The sequence below is a fragment of the Methylomonas sp. MK1 genome (genome assembly GCF_000365425.1).
Lineage (GTDB): Bacteria > Pseudomonadota > Gammaproteobacteria > Methylococcales > Methylomonadaceae > Methylomonas.
In genome coordinates, this window is the sequence record NZ_AQOV01000001.1 from 13,223 (window position 1) to 39,376 (window position 26,154).

Sequence of the window (26,154 nt, forward strand, 5' to 3'; positions counted from 1 at the left end):
CGAAAAAACAGGCGTAGATACAAGGGTGTGGTGAGTTTACTTACCGCACCAATCGCGAACGATGCGGTGCGCTTTGTTTACCGCATCCCACCGGGCTGTGGGCGAAGGGTGTCAATCGGCTGTTGCTGAATCCATACAATCAATTAAACTTACAACTAGCGTTAGAGAATTGGAATCAGCACTACTCACTAAAAAGACATATGCCAACGTATTGAGTTAAGGCATGTAATGAATTTTTATTTTTTAGTACGCAGTTGAAAGTGGGACGTTATTTCAATTCTAATTAGCTATAAAATTTAATAACTTATCAAATAATCAAAGGAAGATATAATGACTGTTGCAGTGTCACTAATAAACATGAAAGGTGGTGTCGGTAAGACTACACTTGCATTTAATTTGGCTTGGTATTCGGCTTGGCGAGCGAACCTCCGAGTTCTTGCAGTCGATCTTGACCCACAGGCAAACCTTAGCCAATATTTTATGGGGGCCAATAAGTATTTGGATTATTTGGATGCCGATAAAGGAACTGTCGTTGAAATATTCGAGCAGTTCTCAGCGCCAAAGCCAAAGAATGGATCACCAACGCTTATTGAACCCGAGAAAGTGATACATCATCTTAGAGCCTGGGAAGATGGAAGCGTTCTCGATCTGATACCATCGCGCTTAGAGCTAGCCTGGACACTAAAGAACCCAACCGAAAAAGCCCATTTATTGCCTCAGTTTCTCGCAAAAGTTAGTTCTAATTATGATCTGATATTGATTGACTGCGCTCCGACTGAATCCATCCTCACAACTGCGGCCTATAGATCAAGCCGATACGTTGTGGTTCCTGTTAAACCTGAGTTTCTCGCTACAATCGGTTTACCACTTTTAGCGCGATCCCTGGAGGAATTCAGGCTTATGCACCAAGATCAAACATTGGACATGGCCGGCATCATCTTCAACGATATGCGGCGATCAAATACGCCACCTGAACAGCTAAAGTCGAAATCTAATGTAGAAAGGCTCGCTGCCACATTTGGATGGCCAGTGTTTAAAGAAGCAGCCCACCACTCCGATTCGTATCCAACTGGATCACGGCAAGGCGTACCAATTTTCCTTACTGACTATGCTCGCGACTATGTCATCGGTGAATTTGCAAATACTGCACAAAACTTCCTAACCAGTATCGGTGCGATATGACTAAATCACCTCTAGGAATAGCACTCCAAATTGCACAACTACTTGAAGATAACTCAGACAAAGATATTCTGGCGGCAGTTGCGCTATTGGAGTCTCACGGATTTAAATCAGGACTTTTAGAGTACCTTTCACGTAAAGTTAGTTCGCCAGTAGCGGAGAATAAAGAAACGAGTACTCGATCATCCCGGCAAACGCTGGAAGACTCAGTATCAAAAGCTGTTGTCAATCTCAAGGACAAAGACCCAGAAAAATATAAGTTACTTCTTGAGTTTGATCAGATGGTTAGGCGCGGTCAAGCACTGACCACATTGGAGCATATGAAGCGATTTGGAGAGCATATCAGTAAAGATTTTGAGCCCCGTAAATCAAGAAAAGAAACAATTAGCCCTCTTCTGACTATGCTATCAGATCGCTCGTTGACTGAAATCGAATCTCTCATCGAATTTGCTGCTTCTTTCGGGGTTTCGGGAGATACCGACGAGTATCAGCGGCTTGCACAATTTTTAATTAAAGGCCGTATACAGAATAGTGACTAGTCCACGTAGAGCGCATTAGGGCCGTAGGCTGGGTAGAGCAACGCGAAACCCAGCAATGGGCTTTAATAATCCAATTCCTTTATAAGCAAACAGCTCTTGGGCTTCGAAAATCAAGCATTTCCAAGCTGGGTTTCATTGTCATTCAACCCAACCTACCACTGTATACCTCTTTTATAACTTGCATTGATGGGTTTCGCTCTGCTCTACCCATCCTACTTTCGTTAATTCACCCGTTTACAGTGACCGGCAAAACTACGGTTATTATCGTCCGAAGGATCTGATCGACTATTGGACAAGACTGGTTTCCAGCTTGCCCTGCGTGTCGGATGACTCCACCCAACCCCCACCCAAAGCCTTGTAAACGGCAGTCAACGCTGTTGCCGTGGCGGTTTCGCTTTGCGCCAATTGGCTTTGGTCCTGCAATAAGCGCAGTTCGCTATCCAGCACGGTCAGAAAATCCGCTATGCCTTCCTGATAACGCAGATGTGCCAGTTCCGAGGCTTTCTCGCTGGCCTGTGCAGCCATTAGTAAGGAGCTGCGGCGGGCGCGTTCTTGCCTATAGTTGACCAAGGCGTTTTCGGTTTCTTCCAGAGCGTTGAGTACGGTTTGTTCATATTGCGCCAGGCTGGCTTCGGCGCGGGCGTCGGCGGCCTTGATGCGGGCGTAAACTCGGCCTAAGTCAAACGCGGCCCAGCTGATTTTTGGGCCGACAGAATACGATTCTGATCCGGGCGCCACGATGCCGGATAGGGTGCTGGCTTCCAGCGAAAGACTGCCGACGAAAGTGACGCGAGGAAATAGGTCGGCGGTAGCAACGCCGATTCTGGCAGTAGCGGCGGCCAAGCTGCGTTCGGCAACCCGAATATCCGGTCGGCGGCGCAACAGTTGTTCCGGGTTACCAATCTGGATGGCATTCGGCGCTTTCGGTAAGGGTGCTGACTGCACCAAGGATGTGGTCAAGGCGTCCGGCATTTGCCCGGTTAATACGCTGAGTCTATGGATGGCTTGCGCTATCGCGCTTTCCAAACGCGGAATAGTCGCTTTGGTGCTTTCCAATTGTGCCAGTGCTCTGGAAGTGTCTAACTCGGTGCCGCGACCGTTCTCCAGTTTCACTTGGGTCAGTTCCAGGGTTTGGGCCTGGTTGTCGGCATTTTTTTGCGCGACGGCCAACTGGTTTTGCAGGCCGCGCAATTCAAAATAATTCCGGGCTGCTTCGGCAATTAGACTGACGCCAATGTCGCGCAGACTGGCTTCCTGTGCTTCGACCTCGTCGTTGCTGGCTTCGACATTGCGTCTTACTCGACCGAAGAAATCGATTTCCCAGGAGGCGTCGAAGCCGGTGTTGTAGAGCTTCAGTTCGCGCGGAAACACCGCGCGGTTATTGAACGCGCCCACGCTGCGTTTCTGCTCGGTGTAATTGGCGTGCGAGGTGACCGTCGGTAACAGATTCAGCCCGGTTTCCAGATACAAGGCCCGCGCTTCAGCCAGGTTGGCGCGAGCGGCTTTTAGTTCGTAGTTGTGGCTGATGGTGTTGTCTATTAAACCGCTCAATTGCAGATCGTTGAACAGCTTCCACCATTGTTCCTCGATGCCGCGATCGGAAAATTCGGCCGGTTGGGCGTTAGCAAAACTCGCCGGCAAATCGGCAGTAGCCGGGATTTCGTAATCCGGGCCGACCGCGCAGCCGCTCAACAGCACGCCGATCAGGCCCGCAGCACTAAGCGGGTGATGCCGGAGTTTGGATGGACGCTGACTCATTTGTGTGCCTCGATTGCCGGTTGATGAGTAGTTAAATCGGTGGTTGCGGGTCGCAGGCGCTGGGCGATGGCTTGCACCACCACATAAAACACTGGCGTTAGTAACAAGCCGAACACGGTGACGCCGATCATGCCGCTGAACACCGCTGTGCCCAGCAAACGCCGGGATTCGGCGCCGGCACCTTGGGCTATTACCAAAGGGAACACGCCCATGATGAAAGCAAATGAGGTCATCAGAATCGGCCGTAACCGAATCCGCGAGGCTTCTACGGCTGCCTCAAAGCGATTTAAACCGCTTTCCTGCCGCTGCTTGGCAAACTCGACAATCAAAATTGCGTTTTTACTGGCTAGTCCCACCAAGACGATAAAGCCGATTTGCGTGAAGATGTTGTTGTCCATATTGCTCAGCCAAACTCCGGCCATCGACGACAAAATACACATCGGTACGATCAAAATCACCGCAAACGGTAGCGACCAGCTTTCGTATTGCGCGGCCAAGGCCAGGAACACAAAAATTACGCTAAGCGGAAACACCAGCATGGCCACGTTGCCGGCCAATACTTGTTGCAAACTCAGTTCGGTCCATTCGAAATCAAAGCCCGGTGGCAATTCGGCGGACAGCAGCTTGCTCATGGTGTCGATGGCCTGGCCGGAACTGATGCCGGGTAGGGTGCCGCCGTTGATTTCCGCGGCCGGGTACATGTTGTAGCGGGTGATTTTGTCCGGCCCGGCGATTTCTTTCACCTCGCTGACCGCGCCCAAGGGCACCATGCCGCCTTGGCGATTTTTGGTTTTTAACTGGTCAATATCGCCCGGTAGCATCCTGAATGGCGCATCGGATTGCGCGGTGACTTGGTAAGTGCGGCCGAAGGCATTGAAGTCGTTGACGTATAAGGAGCCCAGATAAATTTGCAAGGTGTCGAACACATCTTTCAACGGTACGTCCATCGCCTTGACCCGGGTTCTATCCACATCCACAAACAACTGTGGCACGCCGGATCTAAACGTGCTGAACAGACCCACCAAGCCGGGCTGTTGATTACCCTTGCCCAGCATTTCATTGGTAACGCGTTGCAATTCGTCCACGCCAGCGTTGTTTCTGTCTTCAATCTGCAGTTTAAAACCGCCGACCGAACTCATGCCGCGAATCGGCGGTGGAGCGAATACGGCGATGCGGGCGTTGGGGATCACGCTCAGGCGCTGAGTAAGTGTTTTGACGATCTCGTCGGCGTGCAATTCTGGGTGGCCGGCCCGGTCGGTAAATTCACCTAAGCGCGCGAACATGGTGGCCACATTGGACTGATTAGCCCCGCTTAACACCGACCAGCCGGCGTAGGCGTTGACGTGCTGCACGCCTTGGGTATCCAGAATGATCTTGCTGGCTTGCTGTACCACGTCCTGGGTGCGGGCCAGGGAAGCGGCGTCAGGCAATTGCGCGTACAAAACCAGATAGCCTTGGTCCTGTTGCGGAATAAAACCGGTCGGTACTTTCTCAAATGCCAGGAAATTCAAGCCGTTCAGGCCGACATACAGCACCAGAACGACAGCGGTGACGCGGATCAAACGGCCGACCAAACGCGAATAGCCCAGGCTGAAACGCTCGAAAAAACGGTTAAACGCGCCGAAAAACCAACCGAACAGTTTGTCGAATATTTTGGTGAACGCGTCCTTGTTGTCGTGAGCGCGGTCCAGCAGCAAGGCGCATAATGCCGGGCTCAGCGTCAAGGAGTTAAACGCCGAAATAACCGTGGACACCGCAATAGTCAAGGCAAACTGTTTATAAAACGCGCCCGATACGCCGGTGATAAACGCCGTGGGCACGAATACCGCCACCAACACCAATGCCGTGGCGACCACCGGTCCCACCACCTCGGACATGGCCAAGCGTGTGGCTTCACGAGCATGCAGGCCTTCGGCGATATGTCGCTCGACGTTTTCCACCACCACGATGGCGTCGTCCACGACGATGCCGATAGCCAGCACCAAGCCGAAAAGCGACAGGGTGTTTAAGGAAATACCCAAGGCTGACATCACCGCAAAGGTGCCGATCAACGAAACCGGCACCGCCAGCAGCGGGATTACTGCCGCGCGCCAGTTTTGCAGGAACACGATCACCACCAAGACGACCAGCAGCAAAGCTTCGAATAGGGTCTCGACCACCGCGTCTATCGATTGCTCCACGAAGACCACGGTGTCGTACACCAGTTTGTAATCCAGGCCTTCCGGGAAACGGGTCTTCAGTTTTTCCATCGCCGCCATCACCGCATTTTTTGTGTCGATGGCATTGGAACCGGGTAGTTGGAAAATTGCCAGGCCGACAGTTTCGTCGCCGTCCAAATACAAACCGGAATTGTAATCCTTGGCGCCGAGTTCGATGCGCGCCACGTCTCTCAAGCGGGTGACTTGGCCGTTTTCGCCTTGCTTGATGACGATCTCGCCAAATTGCTCGGGGGTGCTAAGGCGGCCCAGCGTGCTGACGGTGTATTGGTATTCGGCGCTGTTCGGCGAGGGTTGCTGACCGACCACGCCGGCCGCCACTTGCACGTTTTGTTCGCGTACCGCATTCACCACTTCGGCGGCGGTCAGGTTGCGGGCAGCGATGGTTTGCGGGTTCAGCCACAGGCGCATGCTGTAGTCGCGGGCGCCGAATAGCAGAATATCACCCACGCCGGGCAAGCGCGCCAAGGTGTCGCGGATTTGCAGCAGTGCGTAGTTACTCATGTAAACGCTATCGTAACGTTTGTCCGGCGAAACCAGGTTAACCACCAGACTTAAATCCGGGCTGCGCTTTTTCACGCTCAAACCTTGCCGACGCACTTCTTCCGGCAACTTAGGTTCGGCCAGTGCCACCCGGTTTTGCACCAAAACCTGGGCTTTATCCAGATTGGCACCGGGCTTGAAGGTGACGGTCAAGGACATCGCGCCGCTATTGGTGGACTGCGACGACATATACAGCATGTCTTCCACACCGTTCACTTCCTGCTCGATCGGCGTTGCTACCGTTTCCGCGACTACTTTGGCATTGGCGCCGGGATAGTTGGTGCTGACCACGACCGTGGGCGGAGCGATTTCCGGGTATTGGGCAATCGGCAGGCCGATTAAGGCCAGACCGCCGACCAACACGATCACAATCGACAACACCGCCGCGAAGATCGGCCGGTCGATAAAAAAATGACTGAATTTATCCATAGCTTATTGCGCTCCAGGCACGGTCAAAGTGATGCGCTCCGGATTGACTTTGGCGCCGGGTTTGAGTTTTTGCACGCCTTCCACTACCACCCAATCACCGGCTTGCACGCCGCTGCGGATCACTCGCAACTCGCCGATGCGCGAGCCTGGGGTAACTTGACGGTACTCGGCTTGGTTGTCCTGGTTGATGACCCAGACAAACCGCTGCGCCTGATCGGTGCCGACGGCGCGGTCGGGCACTAACAGGGCAGGGTACGATGCCGAGGCTTGCACCCGCAAGCGGGCGAAGAAGCCGGGGCTGAGTAATTCGTCTGGATTGGCGAATACGCCGCGCAAGCTCAGCGTGCCGGTAGCGGCATCCTCGCGCGGGGCGATGTAGTCCAGTTTGCCTTGATGCGGAAAATCGGTTTCGTCGGCAACCGCCAGTTGCACCGGCGTACCTTTCAAATCGGCGGCACTTTGGCCTTGTTGCTGAGCATGCCGACGGTAACGCAATACCGATTGTTCGTCGGCATCGACGTAAACGTATACCGGATCGATGGAAACAATATTGGTCAGCATGGTGTCGTCGGCTTTTACTAAGTTGCCGGCGGTGATCATCTCGCGGCCGACTCGTCCGCTGATTGGCGCGCGGATTTCGGTGTATTCCAGATTTAATTTTGCGGTGTAGACGTTGGCTTCCGCAGATTCGACCGCAGCCGCCGCTTCGCGCAAGCCTTTGGTGCGCATATCGTATTCTTCCGCGGAAATCGCTTTGGCTTTGAACAGGTTTTCGGCGCGGCTCAAATCGTTTTTCGCTAGCTCGCGTTTGGTTTTGGCGCGCTCCAGTTCGGCTTGCGCGTAATTAAGCTGGGCTTTCAGCGGTTTAGGGTCTATCTGAAACAGCAAGTCGCCTTTCTTGACTTTGGCACCGGCGGTGAAATTGACGTAGTCTAAATAACCGCCGACGCGGGCGCGAATGTCCACCGAGTTGATCGCTTCGATCCGGCCGGTGTATTCGTCCCATTCGGTGGTTTCCCGGTTCAGGGGCTGCGCGATTTTCACATTGGGCGGCGGTGGCGCGGCTATTGGGTCGGCAGGGGTTACAGCATCGCCACAGCCAGCCACAGCCAGTTGCAGGATGACGCCGGCCACGCCGAGCTTTAACCCACGTCGCAACGCTTGGCGATGCATTTGCCCTGGAAAAATAGCCGTAACCGGCGATGAATGGGTCTGTTTGTCTGCAAGCGTCATGCGCGCGTTTTTTGCCATTGCCGTACTGCCTAAATCGTCGGTTAACTGAAAATGGTAATATCTATTACCGTTTAGTCTAGGTTATCATCTTCACCCAAGTCAATTCATTTCGCGAATCACACAGCATGGTCAAATGTGGGCGTCCCTGTAAGGGCGATGAGCAGCAAAGTCGGGACCGATTGCTCGATGCGGCGTTGCAGCTTTTCCTGGAAAACGGTTACGGAAACCTGAGTATGGAAACCATCGCCCGCGATGCGCGAGTTTCGCTGCGCACGATCTATAGCCAATTCGGTGGCAAGGCCGGTCTGTTCGGCGCTTTGATCAGGCGGTGCAGCGACCAGTTTATCGGTAGTCTGTCCGACGATTGCGAATTGGAAGAGGCTTTGACGATTTTTGCCCGGCAGTTTTTGTTTCGTATCACCCGTCCGGATGTATTGCGGATGCGGGCGATATTGATCGGCGAATCGCCCCGATTCCCGGATCTGGCGACACAGTTTTACGAACAAGGACCGCGCCGGACTCTGGGTTTGTTAGCGCAGTTTTTTATGCGCCATCAACAGGCCAGCCGAATAATCGATATGGATCCGTATTTCCTTGCCGACCAATTCATCAGCGCGGTGCGTGGCGAACGCTTACAGCGGTTACAGTTGGGTTTGGAGCCGACACCCGACGAAACGGAGATAGACGCTTGGGTGCGTCAGTCTGTTGGCTTGTTTTTGCAGGGGTGTCGGTTAGCCCGTTAACGCATTTCATGTGCTAGGCAAGCGGCATCCGTCAGAACTCGCCGTCAATCGATTCCGGCAACGGGGTTCCCACTTTCCCTGCGGTGACGCTCATTTAGGCCAGGTTGTAGTGGTCTACTTTTTTCGGACACCGCGATAGGTTGTTGGTCTGCGATGTTCATCTCATAGCCATTCAGCGGCAATTAGCCCGATGACGAATGCAAGAGCCGATTGTTGTAGAAATTAAGGATATAGTCGGTCACGTCGCGGATGCCATCGGCGTGGTTGGCATATTGGCTACCTCGGTCGGAATGCACAATCACGCCCGGCGGTGGTCTGCGCTGAGCGATGGCAATCCGGAAGGCCGTGTAAACCGATTCCGCCGGCATGTTGGGCGCCATAGCCGAGCCGACGATTTTGCGCGAATACAAGTCCAACACGACCGCCTGCTTATATCCAAGGGTATAAGCAGCCAACCACTCACGGTCCGTAGGTAAGTGATGTCCGAGACCCAGGCCCGGTTAGCGTTGGTCTGCTCAAACCGGCGATCCATGACGGGCCCGAATTAAAGTTTGAGATTTTTTGCGTTCGACTAATTTTTTTTATCGACTATATTATTTCCATACCGTTTTTGGGGTCTGATCGGATTCGATACTCTCCGGCCCCTGAGCTAAACGGTTATGACCGAACGGCTATATTGTACGGGCACACCAATCCGCATCGGGTAACCAAAGATAGGCCAGGGCAGTCGTTATTTGCCTCGCGGCCTAAATAAAGCGGACAGGCGACCATTTCCATTCATGTCAGCAATTGAAATCGTATGCAACCGACCCTAAGAAATCGCAAACTCATCCGGATTCGGCTCAGTGCCGCTGCCTTAGCTTTCCTAATCAGTTGTCTGGCTGCCGGACAAGCGGCTGAAGTGGTTCCCGAGGCGGGGTCGATTCTACGAAATATCAAACCCGAACCGATTTTGCCTGGCGACTCGAACGTCCCGTTCGAAATTTCGGAGCAACCGGCGCCTGCCGGTGAAGGCGACATCCGTATCCAAGTCAAGGGTTGGAAAATCAGCGGCACCGAGTTGATTGGCGAAGCTGAACTCCAGGCATTTCTGAAAGACCATATCGGCAAGGACTTGAGCTTGGCCGAACTGCGCAAAATCACTCGCGATATTGCGGAGTATTACCAGCAACGTGGCTTTTTCGCCCGCGCGGTATTGCCCGCTCAGCAAATTCGCGACGGCATCGTCGAAATTCTGATCCGCGAAGCCAAATTAGGCAAAGTCGAGGTCGACGACCCGGCCGCCACCTACCGAAACGACATTCCCCGACAAACCATGTTGGCGGCTCAGCCGGCAGGGGACGCTTTGCGATTGGCCGATATGCAACGCGGCATCCTCCTGCTGAACGATCTGACCGGCGGCACTATTTCTTCCACCTTGAAGGCCGGCGAAAGAGCCGGCGAATCCGACCTGCTGCTGAAAATCGACCCCAGCAATTTAATCAGCGGCTCTGTAGATTACAGCAATACCGGCGTGCGCTCGGTCGGCATGAACCAATTCGGCGGATCGCTAAACCTGAATAATCCCTTGCGCCTCGGCGATCTGGCCTCGTTACGCGTTCAAGGCGGCAGCGGTAACGTTTATGGCCGAGTTGCTTATTCGCTGCCGGTAGGCTACTCGGGGTTGCGGATTGGCCTGGCCGCGTCCGCGCTGGACTATACTCTAGGCGAGCCCTTTCAGTCGTTGGACGCCCAAGGCTCGGCGTGGACCGGCGGCACCTTCGCAACCTATCCGTTGCTTCGCGGTGTGAGCACGAATCTTTACGTTGTCAGCGGTTTCGATGATCGCCACTACTACAATACCAGCCTTGGTAGCGTGGTCAGCGACAAGGAAGTGCAAAGCGGTTACATCGGCCTGAGCGGCGATCATCAGGACGACTGGCTAGGCAGCGCGGTAACGCTATTTGGCGCAACAATGGTGGCCGGCAACCTGGATTTGTCGGGAAGCCTGGTCGACCAAACTCAAAACCGGGCCACAGCCCGCGCCGGTGGTGCCTATCAAAAGTTCTCACTTAACGCCTCCCGCCTACAAAGCCTGACCGACAAATTACGCTTCTATGCCGGCGTCAGCGGACAACTGGCCACTAAAAATCTGGATTCTTCCGAAAAGTTCAGTCTGGGTGGCCCCTTTGGCATCAGAGCTTATCCAGTCAACGAGGCCCTGGGCGACGAAGGCTATCTGATGAATTTCGAACTACGGTACGAGGTTTACGAGCATGTTGAGTTGGTCGGCTTCATCGACCATGGCGGTATAACGCTGCACAACGAACTATGGCCGAATGCCACCGAAGGCGGCCCTAACCATTACACGCTCAGCGGCGGCGGCGTCGGAATCAACTGGGTGGTACCCGGCAATTTCATCATCCGCGGCAGCGTCGCCCAACGCATAGGCGCCAACCCAGCCCGCTCGGGAGACGGCAACGATTCGGACGGTACTTACAAAGCGCCTCATTTTTGGGTCAGCTTGAGCAAAGCGTTTTAAACGTCTTCAGTTTCCATTTTTCCTCCAACTCAACCGGCGACACCACCGTGGATAACCAATTGCTATTTTACAAACGCATCGTCAGCCTGAACCCCGCCGCTCATGGTCGGTTGCATATCGCGCCGTCCGAAGACGTCGGTTACGCGCGAGTCAGTAACTCGGTGCCGCTGATTGGTCCGGAATTCAGCGAAGCCGGCAAGGAATATCCGATCGCTTTCGCCAAAGCCGGCGACGGCCAATTCGTTCCGGTCGCGGTGCTGGGCTTGAACGACGGTGAAAACCTGTTCGTCAACGGCGCCGGTCGCTGGATCGGACATTACATACCAGCCTTCGTCCGCCGATACCCGTTCGTACCCGCCGAGCAGGCCGAAGACAAGCAATTGGTCGTCTGTTTTGACGAGACTAGCCCGCGTTTTAACGAAACGGCCGGTGAGCCGTTGCTGGTCGACGGCGAACCGTCGGCTTACCTGCAACAAATCATCGGCTTTTTGCGGGAGTTCCACGCCGAATCGCAACGGACCGCACAATTCGCCGCCACCTTGCACGAATTGGACCTCTTAACCGAACGCCGGGCCGATGCGGTATCGCCGAGCGGCGAGCGCTACTCGTTATCAGGTCTTTGGGTCGTGGACCAGGCGCGCTTCCAAAAAATCGGTAGCGATGCGTTGGACAGCCTGTTCCAAACCGGCTGGTTGGGATTGATCTATCTGCACTTGGCGTCGTTGAGCAATTTTGCCCGCCTGTTGGAACGCAAAGCCGCCGCAAGCACCGAAAAACCGCACTGATTCGAGAGGACAGTCTTATGACCAGATATGCCTACCAAAGTCGCACGCCGCACTTCAACCGTCATCCGCTGGTGCTGGCAATACAAATCGCCTTGGCCGGTGCTTGGCAGCCGGCCTTGGCCGAATTGGCCGGCAATGCGCTGCCTAATGGCGGCCAGGTGACGTCGGGACAGGCACAAATCCACCAAGATGGCGCACGGATGGATGTCGTACAAGGCAGTGATAAAGCTATCATCAACTGGCAGAGCTACAACATCGGCGCCAGTGCCCATGTGGATTATCAACAGCCTAACGCCAGCGCGATCGCGCTGAACCGCGTGACATCCGGCGAAGCATCGGTCATTTCCGGCCGATTGACCGCTAACGGTCAAGTGTTTCTGGTGAACCCCAACGGCGTGCTGTTTGCCAAGGGCGCCCAAGTCGATGTCGGCGCGATGGCGGCGTCGACGATGAACATCAGCGATGCCGATTTCCGTGCCGGCAACTACCATTTCAAGCGCGAGGGCAGCGACGCCGGCGTCGTCAATCAGGGCGACATCCGTGCCAAGGACGGCGGATACGTGGCGTTGCTGGCCCCCAGCGTCAGCAACGAAGGTCTGGTCCAGGCCCGTTTGGGCACGGTGGCGCTAGCCGGCGGCGATGGCGTAAAACTGGAATTGGACGAAGGTAAACTGGTCAATGTTCAGGTTGATCCAGCCACCGTCAATACGCTGATCGAGAACAAACAGCTGATCCGCGCCGATGGCGGCCGGGTGATCATGACGGCCAGCGCCGCCGACCAATTGCGCGGCGCCGCGATTAACAACAGCGGCGTGGTTGAGGCCAAATCCCTCGTCAATCGCGGCGGTTCGATAGAACTGATCGGCGACGAGGTCAGCAACAGCGGCACACTGGACGTGTCCGCCGCCGAGAACACCCAAGGCGGCAATGTCGTCGAGCACGGCCGGTTGGTCGTCGATACCGGTACCGTCCGCGCCGACGGTAATAGCGGCGGGGAAATTCGCTTGAGCGGCGACCGGGTGCTGCAAACCGGAACGCTCAGCGCCGAAGGTACCGTCTCCGAAGGCGGCCGAATTACGATTGCCGCCGACAGTCGAGTCATCCAGACCGCATCCGCCAAGCTGTCTACAAAGGGAAGCCAAAACGGCGGCGACATCGCCGTGACCGCGGGTGGCCAAGGTGGCGTGTTCAGTTCTGCCACCATCGATGCTAGCGGCGTTTCTGGACGCGGTGGCAAGATCACCGTCACCGGCGGCAAAGACGTTACGTTGGCCGCTGCGACGATCACCGCCAACGGTGCCAAAGGCGGCGGCAAGATCAGCATTGGCGGCGGCTTTCATGGCAAGGACGCGGCAGTTCGCAATGCCACGATAACGCGAATCAATCCCTTCACCCAACTGCAAGCCGACGCAACTGAAAAGGGCGATGGCGGTGACGTCGTGGTTTGGTCGGATCAGAAAACCGATTTTTATGGCACGATCTCCGCCAAAGGCGGTTCGGCGGGCGGCGACGGCGGCACCGTTGAAGTCTCGTCTCACGACGCCCTGTTGTTTGGCGGAACCGTTACCACCTTGGCCAGTCAGGGCCGCAACGGCAGTCTATTACTCGATCCGCGCAACATCACCATCGACAGCAGCGGCCAGTACCCGCAATTCGATTTCGAAGACCCCAATCCGACCAACACACTGGGCGTCACATCCGGCTTCGGCACCGGCACTTCGGTACTGTGGAGCACCAACGTGGCCGTCACGAATCCCTATGACGACTTCGGCGGCCAGGATGCCGGCGCGGTTTATTTATACAACGGCTGGTCCGGGGCGCTGATCGCGACGGTCACCGGTAGCCACGCCGATGATCGTCTGGGCAGTGGTGGGATCACCCAGCTGGTTAGCCAAAATACCAATACCAACGTCAACGTCTCGTTCAATTCGCTGGGCAACTTTTTGATTTCCAGTCCGCATTGGGATGGTGGCAAGGGGGCGGTAAGCTGGTCCAGCGGCACTGCCGGCTTAAGCGGAACGGTATCGTCGGCCAACAGTTTGGTCGGCAGCTCGGCCAGCGATGCCGTGGGCAGCGGCAGTATCGTGTTGGTCGATAATTATTACGGCGCGACTGGTCACACTTGGAGCAACGACAACGGCTATTTGAAATATCTGGTCCTGAACCCGCAATGGAATGCCAGCACCGGTGCGGTCACGATGGGCAGTGCTTTGAGCGGAATATCCGGTGTCATTTCATCTTCCAACAGCTTGGTAGGTGGTGCCGCTGGAGACCAAGTCGGCAGTAGTGGGATCACGCAATTTGTCACCGAGTTTCACGATTACAACAGTAGCGGCGCGTTGATTACCGGCACCGAGTATTACCGAAATTTTTTCGTGATCGCCAGTCCGCATTGGCAGAACGGTGCCAGCGCCGACGCCGGTGCGGTCACTTGGGCCAGCGGCTTGGCCGCATTGACCGGCACCGTTTCTTCGTCGAACAGCCTGGTCGGTGGCAATGCCAACGACCGGATCGGTAGCGGAGACATCAAAGCGCTTTATTACTCCAGCAGTACCAACTATACCAGTCAACCCAGCGACACCCCGCCGCACGGCCACGTTAACACTTACCGTACCGACGCGGCGTATGTGGTCGCCAGCCCGCATTGGGACGGCGACAAAGGTTCAGTCACCTGGCTCAATGCCGCCACCGGTTACGCGTCCGGCGGCGCGACTGCCGGTTTCGCGGTATCGTCCGCCAACAGTCTGGTCGGCGCGACCGCCGGCGATCTGGTCGGCAGCGGCGGCATCCAGTTACTCAGCCACTACACCAGCCGCAGCCCCGATACCGGCTATACTTCAACTCATCCGTATTACTTGATACTCAGTCCCCATTTCAACAATGGCGGCTCAACCGCCGACGCCGGCGCGATCACCTGGGGCGACGGCCGCACCATCACCTACGGCACTGTCACAACGACGGACTTGTTCGGAAACACGCTAACGAATATCCCGACCGAAACCAGCACCAACAACGGCGGCGTATCCGGTGTCATCGGCAGCGGCAACAGCTTGGTCGGCAGCCATGCCGGAGACCAGGTTGGTAGCGGCGGCGCCAGTTACCTAGGGCAAGATCCGGGTTACATGGTACTTAGTCCGCTATGGAATGGCAGCGCCGGTGCGGTGACCTTCTGGAACGCCACAGCCACAAAGACCGGCACCTTGGGCTCGGCCAACAGTCTGGTCGGTACGACCGCCAACGATCATGTCGGAGGGGGCGGAATCTTGTTGAAAGACGGTTATTATCTGGTGTTGAGCCCTGATTGGGACAACGGCGGAGCCACCGATGCCGGGGCGGTCACCTGGGGCAGCAAAACGAGCGGCGTCAGCGGCGCGGTCGGCGCGGGAAACAGCCTGGTCGGCAGTACCGCCAACGACGGTGTCGGCAGCGATGCGAATAATATTATCGACGTGGGCGTGGCCGATTACGTGGTCCTAACCCCCACCTGGGATAACGGCGGTAATGCCGATGCCGGCGCCGCCAGTTGGGGTAGTTTCGGCAGCGGCGTCAGTGGCGCTATCAGTAGCAGCAACAGCTTAATTGGAAGTCATACCAACGACCGAGTAGGTAGCGGCGGCGTAGTAACAGCTTTTAATGGTGTAGATACCGCAAACAACTGGACTTACACCTATTTTTACGGCGTGATCAGCCCGCATTGGGACAGTGATCGCGGAGCTGTCACATTCGGCGCCGAAGCCAGCGGTATCCAAGGAACCGTTGGCTCTGGTAACAGCCTCGTCGGCGACACCGCAGCTGATCAGGTTGGCAGCGGCGGCGTCAAAGCCGGGCAATATACCGAATTGACTTACAACGGAAGCACTTGGTCAGGCACCCGCACTGCGTATTATTTGGTTATCAGCCCCAATTGGAGCGACGGCGGCAACGCGAACGTTGGGGCCGTTACCAAAACCGCGGCGGCCACAGGCATAACCGGAAGTATTAGCTCGGCAAACAGCTTGATCGGCGGTACCGCAGGCGATCAAATCGGCAGCGGCGGCGTCACGCTGTTGCCGTACGACTGGACCACGGGTAGCGGAGTAGGTCAGAAACAGTACCATCTGGATTATTACTCGATTGCGAGTCCTTATTGGGACAACGCCGCGACGGCCGATGCCGGCGCGGTGACCTGGGGCAGCGTCACCACGACGGCCGGCGCGGCGTCGCCGTTGACCGGCAATGCCAGCGCGGCCAACAGTTTGGTCGGTACTCACGCCAACGACCGCGTCGGCAGTGGCGGCGTGGTCGCACTGCCGGCTGAATATAACAACGCGACGCGGGTGGGCTATGTTGTGATCAGCCCGAACTGGGGTAACGGCACCGACACGCAGTTGGGTGCGGTGACATGGGGTAGCCGCCTGACCGGCGCTTTAGGGGCGGTGAGCAGCAGCAACAGCCTGATAGGCGCCACGTCCGGCGACCAGGTCGGCAGCGGCGGCGTCACGGTTTTGACGAACGGTTACGATCCTATCAACGGCGTCTCGAGTTATAACTACTTGGTGCTAAGCCCGCACTGGCATAGTGGCGCCAACGCCGATGCCGGCGCGGTGACCTGGGTCGCGGAAAAAACCGGCTTCGCTTACGGCGAGAGCAGCCAAGGTGCGGTGGTCGGGATCGGTAATAGCTTTGTCGGCAGCCAGGCCGGCGATCAGGTCGGCAGCGACGGGGTCATAGACTTGGGCGTATCTTATTTAGTCGGTAGCCGGCACTGGCATAACGGTTCTGCGGCGGATGCCGGCGCGCTATCCTGGGCGCGCGCCAGTATCGGCGGAGCCGGCGCGGTGTCGGCCAGCAATAGCTTGATCGGTAGTTACAGCAATCAGGACGTCGGCCTGAACCAGGTTAGATTAACCGTTAACTACAATACCTACTATTACGACTATCTGGTCATCGATACCGATTGGCGCAACGGCGGCTTGGCGAACGCCGGCGCCGTGACCTACGGCGATGCCTTCTACGGTATTTTCGGCGAGGTTTCGGACGCGAACAGCGTTGTCGGCACCACGGCGAACAGCGGCATCAGCTTCGATACCGGCGGCCCTTGGGTGGATTACTATCAATATGCCGGCACCAACTATTTCAGCCTGCTGCCAGGCTTTGCTTATGACCACGGCGATACCTTCGTGGTCAGCTTCGCCAACGAAAATAGCGGCCGGGTAACCTCGGGTGCTACCGATCCGAGTCGCATTACTTATGGTATGGCGGTCGGCAAGGACATGACCATAGCCCCGGATGTTTTGACCAATCTACTCGGCTGGGGTACCAACGTCACGCTACAAGCCAGCAACGACATCACTGTTAACAGCGCGCTCAATGTCGCCGGGCTTTTCAGTTCGTCAGCGACCCTGAAATTGGAGGCGGGACGCAGCATTTACGTCAATGCCGACGTCACCACCGACGGCGGCAACCTAGTGCTGCACGCCAACGATTTGGCAGCCAACGGCGTTGTCGACGCTGATCGCGCGGCCGGCAATGCCGTTATCGAAGTTGCCAACGGTGTCACGATAGATGCCGGCGCCGGTTCGGTCACCATGGAGTTACGCGACGGCACCGGCAACACCGAGGACGACAGCGGCAACATCACCCTGGCGGGACAAATCCTGGCCGATACCATCAGCATTATCCATCGCGGCACCGGCGGCGCGAGCGGCAGCAAGAATATCGTTTTGAACAGCGGCGCGAGCTTGACCGCCAGCGGCAGCGGGGATGCGCTGGTTTTGGCGGCCGCCAGCGGCGGCGAGTTGATCAACAATGTCGGCAACGGCGTACTGTCCGCCGCCAACGGTCGTTGGCTGGTGTATATGCACAGTCCATCCGGCTCGACCGAGGGCGGCCTGACTGGGGCGGCGGGTTCGGCTCTCCCCAGGCTATACAACAAAACTTACGATGGCAACGCGCCGGCAACAATCGTCGCGGGCAATCACCTGATCTATGACTACCAGCCTAGCCTGAGCGTCGACGTCGGCAACATTAGCAAAACCTACGGCGACGCCGATCCGAGCGCGAGCAGCGCGTTTTCGGGTTACGTCAACGACGACGGCGTGACGGACTCCGCCACCGTTGCGGGTTTAAGTGGCACGCCCAGTTTTAGCATCGTCGGCGGAACGGCCGGCACTGCCCGCGCGGTCGGCAGCTATACCGTCAACGGCGCGGTCGGTTCGGCCGCGATCAGTGGCGGGGCCGGTTATTCGACGACGATAGGCACCGGAGGCGCCAGCGGAACCTTAACGGTCAACAAAAAAACGCTGACCGTGACCGCCAGTGACGACAGTCGCGCTTACAACGGCTTGGGCTACAGTGGCGGTCACGGTGTCAATATCACCGGCTTCGTCAACAGCGAAACCTCAAGCGTATTGGGCGGCAGCGTCAGCTACGGCGGCACCTCGCAAGGCGCGATCAACGCGGGTAGCTACACCATTACCGGGAGCGGATACACTGCCAGCAACTATGATTTCAGTTATGTCAACGGCACCTTAACCATCACGCCGTTCGTGGTTAGTCTGACCGGCAATCGGGCCTTTAACGGCAGTACCAACGTGGCGGCGGGCATTTTCTCGACCGGCAGCTTGGTGGGCAGCGAAACCCTGAGCCTGAGCGGCACCGGCACGGTCGCCGATAAAAACGTCGGCACCGGTAAAGCGGTGACGGTGGGGACTTTGGCGTTGGCCGACGGCAGCAACGGCGGCTTGGCCAGCAACTATACGCTGAGCGGCGGCACGCATACTGCCGATATTTCAGCAGCCAGCGTGACCGTCAGCACCAGCGACGTCAGCAAGGCCTACGACGGCGGCACCAGCGCAGCCGGCACCGCCACGCTGACCGGCGGTACGCTGTACGGCAGCGATAGTCTGAGCGGAGGGACATTCGCTTTCACCGACAAAAACGTCGGTAGCGGCAACAAGACGGTGACTGTTAGCGGCGTGACCGTCAGCGACGGCAACAGCGGCGCCAACTATTCGGTGAACTATGCCAATAACACCAGCAGTACCATCACGCCGTTCGTGGTCAGTCTGATCGGCAATCGGGCCTTTAACGGCGGTACCAACGTGGCGGCGGGCATTTTCTCGACCGGCAGCTTGGTGGGCAGCGAAACCCTGAGCCTGAGCGGCACCGGCACGGTCGCCGATAAAAACGTCGGCACCGGCAAAGCGGTGACGCTGGGGACTTTGGCGTTGGCCGACGGCAGCAACGGCGGCTTGGCCAGCAACTATACGCTGAGCGGCGGCACGCATACCGCGGATATTTCAGCCGCCAGTGTGACCGTCAGCACCAGCGACGTCAGCAAGGTTTATGACGGCGGCACCAGCGCAGCCGGCACCGCCACGCTGACCGGCGGTACGCTGTACGGCAGCGACAGCCTCAGCGGCGGCACCTTTGCCTTTACCGACAAAAACGTCGGTAGCGGCAACAAGACGGTGACTGTTAGCGGCGTGACCGTCAGCGACGGCAACAGCGGCGCCAACTATTCGGTGAGCTATGCCAATAACACCACCAGCACCATCACGCCGTTCGTGGTCAGTCTGATCGGCAATCGGGCCTTTAACGGCGGTACCAACGTGGCGGCGGGCATTTTCTCGACCGGCAGCTTGGTGGGCAGCGAAACCCTGAGCCTGAGCGGCACCGGCACGGTCGCCGATAAAAACGTCGGCACCGGCAAAGCGGTGACGCTGGGGACTTTGGCGTTGGCCGACGGCAGCAACGGCGGATTGGCCAGCAACTATACGCTGAGCGGCGGCACGCATACGGCCGATATTTCAGCAGCCAGCGTGACCGTCAGCACCAGCGACGTCAGCAAGGTTTATGACGGCGGCACCAGTGCAGCCGGCACCGCCACGCTGACCGGTGGTACGCTTTACGGCAGCGATAGTCTGAGCGGTGGGACATTCGCTTTCACCGACAAAAACGTCGGCAGCGGTAATAAAACGGTGAGCGTCAGCGGTGTGACGGTGAGCGACGGCAACAGCGGCGCCAACTATTCGATCAGTTACGTCAATAACACCAGCAGCACCATCACGCCGTTCGTGGTCAGTCTGACCGGCAATCGGGCCTATAACGGCAGTACCAACATGGCGGCCGGCATTTTCTCGACCGGCAGCTTGTTCGGTAGCGAAACCCTGAGCCTGAGCGGCACCGGCACGGTCGCCGATAAAAACGTCGGCACCGGTAAAGCGGTGACGCTGGGGACTTTGGCGTTGGCCGACGGCAGCAACGGCGGCTTGGCCAGCAACTATACGCTGAGCGGCGGCACGCATACCGCGGATATTACGGCTTACCAGGTCAACCTCACCGGCAGTCGTAGTTACGACGGCACCACCGCCATCAATGCCGCCAGTTTGACGACCTCTACTCTGGTCGGCGGTGAAACACTGACCCTGACCGGAGTCGGAACGGTCGCGGATAAAAACGTCGGCACCGGTAAAACGGTTGCGCTAGGCTCGTTGGCTCTCAGCGATGGCAGTAACGGCGGTCTGGCCAGCAACTATACCTTGATTGGCGGTGACCTTAGAGCCGACATCAGCCCAGCCAACCTGGTTTTGACCACCGGCAACATTATCAAAACTTACGACGGCACCACGTCCGCCTCGGGCACCCCAATCATCAAAGCCGACAGCGGTAGCCAACTCTTCGGCGCGGACAGTTTATCCGGCGGTGTGTTCACATTTATCGATAAGAACGTCAGCGGCGGTGGCACCGTGACGGTTAGCGGTATTAGCGTTTCCGACGGCAACGGAGGCAACAACTACGCAATCAGTTACAGCGATAACACTACCAGCATCATTTTGCCTTACGTCATCCATTTAAGCGGTTCGAGGTTGTTCGACGGCAGTAACCTTGTAAATGCCGATGTTTTCAATTTAGGCACCTTGGTCGGCAATGAAACTCTGTCGCTAAGCGGGGCTGGTCAAATGTCGGATAGCAGCGCCGGTATCGATAAACCGGTCGATCTTGGAACATTGGCCTTGAGAGACGGCGGTAATGGCGGCTTGGCCAGCAATTACACGCTAGCCGGCGGCAATCCAGTTGTCACCATCCTACAAAGCCCTGCCGTCGATACGCCAACCGATATCGTCGACGCCGGTACCGCTGTACCGAACAGTGGCGGAAATGGCAGTGCGGGTGACGGCTCCAACGGTGGCGGTAAAGCCGGCGGCTTGGCGCTTTCGGCGCTACGCGGTGCCGACAGCAACCGGACCGTGCAATTCAATATTGCGGACTCGGGGATCAATGGCGGTGGAAGTACCACCACCGGTTTGACGACGGGTGATACGGCGCCTACGCAATTAGGCAATACCGTGCATTTATTGGCGTCCCAAACCTTGGTAGCGGGAGGTCAGATGCAGATCGTCGCCAACGTTGAGGTTAATAACTATTCAAGTGGATTTAGTTTTGCGCTACCAGCCGGAGTACTGCCTACAACGGCGGGAGACAGCACGGTTTCGGCAAAAATGGGTAACGGCGAGCCGTTACCCGCTTGGCTGAGTTTTAATAGCCAATCGTTAAGCTTCAGTACTGACAGCGTTGGCGCCGCGCAGTTGCCGCTACAAGTCGTGATCACTCAGACCAGCGCGAGCGGCCAACAAAAATCGATTATATTGACTATCGAAAAACAAGACCAAGCGATCTGAATCTACAGCAATAAATGCTGATCGAACCGGGGAGCTGTTGATCGGTTTTACCGAATAGGCTTGGCTATGCGCGTGCCTTTCGGCAGCTGATGGCAGTAGCCTAAATGAAGTTTCCCCGGATCTATTCGGGGTTTATTCCCGATGAACGCTGGCGGTGCGCCTGGATAATACCCGGTTTTCACCACCCTTCGGGATTGCCCATGCGACACATCATGCTTTCATTCAGCTTTTTGCTACTTTCCTGGCAAGTTCACGCTCACGGCCCGACGCCGCAAAAAGCCAAGGAATCGGTGACGATTCAAGCGCCGCTCGCCAAGGTTTGGAGCGAATTAAAAAATTTCGACGACATTGCTAATTGGCATACCGACTTAAAAAAGAGCACGGGTGACGGCAAAAATCAGTCCGGCGGTCTGCGTACATTGACGTTTCAAAACGATGAAACCATCACTGAAGAACTGGATTATTACAACGAAGCCGAGCACGAATACAGCTACCGGTTGAAAACCGAAAATCCCAAAGCAATTCCGACCAGTTCGCATACGGTCGATGTGAAAGTCACGGCAGGGGAGACCGCCGACAGCAGCGTGGTAACCATCAAAAGCCGCTTCTACCGAGGCGATACCGGCAACACACCGCCGGACAATTTGAGTGACGAAGCGGCGGTTAAAGCAATGACGCAGTTTTTCAAGAACGGCTTGAGCGGCTTGAAAGCGAAGTTGGAGAAATAAATCTAAAGGCAGTCTCGAAAACTCGTAATTCCCGTGTATGCAGGAGCCGTTAGACCACGCAGAGATTTTAGTATATTGGTTTCGCTGGGCTTCTGCTGTCGCGGGAGCGACGACTATGAATTGTCAAAAAGCCATTTAAAAGTAGAATCAAGTCTATCTTGCCTACTTCAGCATTAAAAAAATCGCCCCTAGCGGGGCGATCTGTTGTCTGAGGTTTTACGGATTGGGTCCGTTATGGCAGCTAAAACAACTCACCTGATAACCAGCCGGCCAATTCTTAATACCAAACTCGTCGGCATCAATGGTTTTCGCAACCTTAACCGCACTCAAGGGGGTGCCGGCGCTGGTCGTACCGTGGCAATAGCTACAGCTTGGCGTGGTAGCTGTGCCGTTTTTATTGGCGTCTTCGTGTTGCTTAACCCAGGCATCACCGGTGGTGTGCATGCCGTGCGGGCCGCCGTTTACCGTATTCGGTACCGTTGTATGACAAGCCTTACATTCGGCTACCGTACCGGCGTGTCCTTGCACGGCGATGCTTTGCAGGTTTTCGTCGGCATGTGTGGAGGGATACTCCGCGTGTGTCGCACCGTGACAAGCCTCGCATTGCAAGCCGCCGTGTCCTTTACTGAAGCGGTACAAGTTCAATCCGGGAACCGGCGTATTGGCGTTGGTGGCAAAGGTATGATCTGTTGGCACAATCGCTTTGCCGCTGGCGTCGATGCCGGAGATGGCCCGTTTGCCGGGTGCGGCGCTGTTGTGGCAAGACTCGCACGTTGGCTCGTTGAACCAGCCTTGCCGAGTTGGGCTGCCGACCGCTTTCATATTGCCGTGACAGCTTTGGCAACTGATAGACGGGTCGCCGCTTGCGTCGCTGGCTGTGGACATCGCACCGCGCAGACACTGGGTCACCGATCCCGGATGACATTGGTAACAAGCGCTGCGGTTATCCAGGCTATCCAGGGTCAACTGGGTGGCAGGATCTTTCACGTCGGCATGTTTCAAATGCAATGACTGGGTAAACGGTGCAATGCCGGCCATGCCGCCCATCACCGTGGTTTTGTTTTCCTTGTCAAAGTAGGCATTGCTGGCATGGCAAGCCACGCACAAAACCGGTTGCCCGGCATCTGCCGTTGTCAATAAGCCGCTTGCTTTATAGCCTTTAGCGCTTAGTGTGCTCAGTGCGTCTTTAAATAACGTGTTCGCCGCCTGTTTTTCATCATGCAGACGCAGAATGTTACGCTTCCAGTCTTTGTCAGGATCGGCATCGAACACCCAGCCGGCCACGGGTTTAGCAGCAGTTTGCGCGGCATTGTTATTGGCGTCTGTGGACGCGTGGCAGCCTTTGCAAGTCATCTCGTCGCTGACCGGCAATACGGTGGTGGCGCTAGCCAGTACTTTACCGCTCAGCGCATCCTTGGCGACGACCTTAACGGTGGGATAGAAGTTTTTGTTACCTTTGTCGTCGAAGGGCGTCACAGGAATGCCCTCGGCCTCGAACCAGTCGAACGCTGTGTTGTAGGTCATGGGCGCTGGTTTTAAGGATGGCGTTTTGTTGCCGGGCATTGGGTTTCCGCTGGCGAGTCCGTCCAGGTTAACACCGACATCCGGTGCCGGATTTAGGCCCACTAACTCACCGACCCAAGACCAGAAATTGGTTTTGTTGGCGCTACTGGTATTGATGGAGCCGCTACTGTCGGCGACCGCTTCATAAGTCAACAATACGTTGCTACTGACTAACTTGCCGTTTTTATCTTTTAATTGCGCATGCAAAGTGTTGTAGGGCGGCAAGATGGCGAAGACGGAAAAATCCAGCCCATCCATGCAATGCATCCCTAAGTCATTCCAGGCCAGCAAGGTGTATTCGCCGATGGCCGTGGTATTTAAGACGGTTACCGCTACCGTTTTTGACGTCTTGCTATCGCGGATGGTCACCGTCGCCGAGCCGGCTTTAATGCCTTTTACTGTAGCGAGGTTATTGGCATAGCTGACGGTGGCGACTGAGTTGTCAGAGGATTGGACGCTTACGGTCCCGGAGGCATTAGTGACCGTGACGGTCGTACTGCCGCCAACGTTAACCGCCACCACGGCGGGCGAAATCGTCAAGACGGAAGAGGGAGCGCTGATGACTTTTACTTCCACGCGTTTCGAGCTCTCACGATCCCTTACCGTGATAGTCGCCGAACCGGCTTTTACACCCTTGATACTGGCGATGCCGCTGGCGTAACTGACTGTCGCCACGCTGGTGTTACTGGATTTTACACTTATGCTTCCGGATGATTTCGTGACAGCAACCTTGGCTATTTCACCCACTAAGATTTCGACGGAATTGGGTTTGAGTTCAAGTGCCTGTGCGCTGCCTAATCCGCATAAACCCAGAAAAATCAGCAAAAGCCGAAAAATAAATAGACGTGCATTCATACATGCCTCCCATGAATACGTTTTGATCGGATGGGTAACCGTTAATTAATTGCCCATATGAATGGAAGCAAACGGTCAATACCCGATACCGCGTCGCTCCTCGGTGGTGCTTTATTACTTTTTTTAATAAGGTTATTCACTTGGCACAATAACCATTCAACATGAATTGAAGATGAAAATATAATGAAGTAATGATTAAGATCGACGCAGCTTCGAGACCAGGCAGGCATGAATCGGGCGTCTTTATGCAGTTGCAGGGGAGGTGGGATTTGCAGCGTTACAGCCGGGGGGGCAAGCGTCTGTTGACAGCATTGTTAACACGGCCCTTAAAAAACCGTTCGCCTTGAGTCTCGAAGGGCCAACCAATTCAGGCTTCGACCCGCTCAGCCCGAGCGAAGCACCGGGGAGAAATAGGGCCTGGCTAATAAGGAAGGGTATTTTTCGCGCTAGCTGTGCTCATATAGTTCGCTGCCGGTCTTGATGATACCCTGGCGACCAGCCAGTAGGGTTAGTTCCGACATGGTTTTGACATTCAATTTTTCCTTGATCGCCGTGCTGTGGTTGCAGACGGTTTTGTAGCTTAAACATAATTTCTCCGCCGCTTGACGGGTACTCAAACCGTTGGCGAGCAGGCAGAAAATATCGAATTCGCGCGGCGACAGCGATTTGACCTTATAAGCTTCGTCCTGGCCTATGGCCATATTCACCGCTAATTGCTGCGCCAGAGCCGGCTCGATATACGTGCCGCCTTCGGCGAGCGTGCAGACTGCCGTTACCAAAGTGTCGGGCTCGTTATTCTTGGTGATATACCCCTTAGCGCCGGCTTTGATCGCTCTGGTCACATACACCAGCTCGTTATGAATGCTGAATACCAAGATCTTGCAGCTGGGGTAACGGACTAATAAGCGCCGCACCGATTCCAAACCGCCCAGGCCGGGCATCGATAAATCCATCACCACCACATCCGGCGTTTGCTTGTCATACACCTGGCAGGCGGTCTCGCCCCTATCGGCTTCGTAGACGGCGCCTATCCGTTCCGACAAGGATAAATAAGTCTTGTAACCGGCTCTGACTACCGCATGGTCGTCTACTAATAAAACGCTGATTTTATTCGCCACTAAATACGTGTCCTGCTTTGTTGGGTGGAAGAGCAAGAAACGCCCTCGGCAGAGCCGGTGCTATCCCTGGCTGGCGTTTCTTGCCCTGCCATGATGCCGATTTTTATGCCGGGAAACCATGGGAGCTTTTCCCGTTTTGCCGCGGAGTGCGGCTGCGCCGTACTGGGAAAACTTCCAGGACTTTTTTCGCTGAATTCCCAGGCTATTCGTGGATTATTCCGTAACGCCCGATAGGTCGCCTTCTTTACCATTTGCGCCAGCATGGCCCGGTAGGTCTAAGTC

12 protein-coding genes and 1 pseudogene are annotated in these 26,154 nt (G+C 56.0%); 7 read left to right on the forward strand and 6 right to left on the reverse strand.

Features of this window, described 5'->3' with window-relative positions; genetic code table 11:
• Positions 1-330: 330 nt before the first annotated feature.
• Both G006_RS0100065 and G006_RS0100070 read left to right on the forward strand, forming a co-directional pair.
• On the forward strand, positions 331-1,182 hold the full coding sequence (locus G006_RS0100065) for a ParA family protein (protein WP_020481103.1): 852 nt from the start codon (positions 331-333) through the stop codon (positions 1,180-1,182).
• Positions 1,179-1,718, forward strand: coding sequence for a hypothetical protein (locus tag G006_RS0100070; protein WP_020481104.1), 540 nt, complete (start codon positions 1,179-1,181; stop codon positions 1,716-1,718). The genes G006_RS0100065 and G006_RS0100070 overlap by 4 nt, the downstream gene beginning before the upstream one ends.
• Positions 1,719-2,003: 285 nt before the next feature.
• Here G006_RS0100070 and G006_RS0100075 read toward each other — a convergent pair whose 3' ends face one another.
• Genes G006_RS0100075 through G006_RS0100085 form a run of 3 tightly spaced genes read right to left on the reverse strand, consistent with a single transcriptional unit; the run spans position 2,004 to position 7,915 of the window.
• Complete coding sequence (locus G006_RS0100075; RefSeq protein ID WP_020481105.1) at positions 2,004-3,476, reverse strand: efflux transporter outer membrane subunit; 1,473 nt, start codon at positions 3,474-3,476, stop codon at positions 2,004-2,006.
• Entirely contained in the window at positions 3,473-6,664 is a 3,192-nt protein-coding gene (locus G006_RS0100080; RefSeq protein ID WP_020481106.1) for an efflux RND transporter permease subunit, read from the reverse strand. The genes G006_RS0100075 and G006_RS0100080 overlap by 4 nt, the downstream gene beginning before the upstream one ends.
• Positions 6,665-6,667: 3 nt before the next feature.
• Positions 6,668-7,915, reverse strand: a complete 1,248-nt coding sequence (locus G006_RS0100085) for an efflux RND transporter periplasmic adaptor subunit (RefSeq protein WP_020481107.1) — start codon at positions 7,913-7,915, stop codon at positions 6,668-6,670.
• Between the two features lie 107 nt (positions 7,916-8,022).
• On the opposite strand from G006_RS0100085, the gene G006_RS0100090 reads away from it, so the two are divergent.
• On the forward strand, positions 8,023-8,640 hold the full coding sequence (locus G006_RS0100090; RefSeq protein ID WP_026146732.1) for a TetR/AcrR family transcriptional regulator: 618 nt from the start codon (positions 8,023-8,025) through the stop codon (positions 8,638-8,640).
• Between the two features lie 182 nt (positions 8,641-8,822).
• Here G006_RS0100090 and G006_RS28725 read toward each other — a convergent pair.
• Positions 8,823-9,175 (reverse strand): annotated as a pseudogene (locus G006_RS28725) (DDE-type integrase/transposase/recombinase); the annotation flags it as partial.
• Between the two features lie 264 nt (positions 9,176-9,439).
• Here G006_RS28725 and G006_RS0100100 point away from each other — a divergent pair.
• From G006_RS0100100 to G006_RS0100115, 4 genes are all read left to right on the forward strand, one after another.
• On the forward strand, positions 9,440-11,161 hold the full coding sequence (locus G006_RS0100100; RefSeq protein WP_020481110.1) for a ShlB/FhaC/HecB family hemolysin secretion/activation protein: 1,722 nt from the start codon (positions 9,440-9,442) through the stop codon (positions 11,159-11,161).
• Positions 11,162-11,208: 47 nt separating this feature from the next.
• Entirely contained in the window at positions 11,209-11,946 is a 738-nt protein-coding gene (locus tag G006_RS0100105; RefSeq protein WP_026146733.1) for a SapC family protein, read from the forward strand.
• A gap of 17 nt (positions 11,947-11,963) precedes the next feature.
• The gene (locus G006_RS0100110; protein ID WP_020481112.1) at positions 11,964-21,608 is read left to right on the forward strand and encodes a YDG domain-containing protein; all 9,645 of its coding nucleotides are present in this window, start codon (positions 11,964-11,966) and stop codon (positions 21,606-21,608) included.
• Between the two features lie 200 nt (positions 21,609-21,808).
• Positions 21,809-22,336 carry an SRPBCC family protein gene (locus G006_RS0100115; protein ID WP_020481113.1) on the forward strand — a complete coding sequence of 176 codons (528 nt, stop codon included), beginning with the start codon at positions 21,809-21,811 and terminating at the stop codon, positions 22,334-22,336.
• Positions 22,337-22,552: 216 nt separating this feature from the next.
• Here G006_RS0100115 and G006_RS24540 read toward each other — a convergent pair whose 3' ends face one another.
• Together G006_RS24540 and G006_RS0100125 are read right to left on the reverse strand one after the other, a co-directional pair.
• Positions 22,553-24,754: an Ig-like domain-containing protein gene (locus G006_RS24540; RefSeq protein ID WP_020481114.1), complete on the reverse strand. Its 2,202-nt coding sequence runs from the start codon at positions 24,752-24,754 to the stop codon at positions 22,553-22,555.
• 446 nt (positions 24,755-25,200) lie between these two features.
• Complete coding sequence (locus G006_RS0100125; protein ID WP_020481115.1) at positions 25,201-25,872, reverse strand: response regulator; 672 nt, start codon at positions 25,870-25,872, stop codon at positions 25,201-25,203.
• Positions 25,873-26,154 lie beyond the last annotated feature (282 nt).

Bases quoted from the DNA above. Each gene is read 5' to 3' on its own strand.
- G006_RS0100075 (WP_020481105.1), bottom strand. From the start codon at position 3,476: ATGAGTCAGCGTCCATCCAAACTCCGGCATCACCCGCTTAGTGCTGCG.
- G006_RS0100065 (WP_020481103.1), top strand. From the start codon at position 331: ATGACTGTTGCAGTGTCACTAATAAACATGAAAGGTGGTGTCGGTAAG.
- G006_RS0100115 (WP_020481113.1), top strand. From the start codon at position 21,809: ATGCGACACATCATGCTTTCATTCAGCTTTTTGCTACTTTCCTGGCAA.
- G006_RS0100100 (WP_020481110.1), top strand. From the start codon at position 9,440: ATGCAACCGACCCTAAGAAATCGCAAACTCATCCGGATTCGGCTCAGT.
- G006_RS0100070 (WP_020481104.1), top strand. From the start codon at position 1,179: ATGACTAAATCACCTCTAGGAATAGCACTCCAAATTGCACAACTACTT.
- G006_RS0100110 (WP_020481112.1), top strand. From the start codon at position 11,964: ATGACCAGATATGCCTACCAAAGTCGCACGCCGCACTTCAACCGTCAT.
- G006_RS0100080 (WP_020481106.1), bottom strand. From the start codon at position 6,664: ATGGATAAATTCAGTCATTTTTTTATCGACCGGCCGATCTTCGCGGCG.
- G006_RS0100085 (WP_020481107.1), bottom strand. From the start codon at position 7,915: ATGGCAAAAAACGCGCGCATGACGCTTGCAGACAAACAGACCCATTCA.
- G006_RS0100090 (WP_026146732.1), top strand. From the start codon at position 8,023: ATGGTCAAATGTGGGCGTCCCTGTAAGGGCGATGAGCAGCAAAGTCGG.
- G006_RS24540 (WP_020481114.1), bottom strand. From the start codon at position 24,754: ATGAATGCACGTCTATTTATTTTTCGGCTTTTGCTGATTTTTCTGGGT.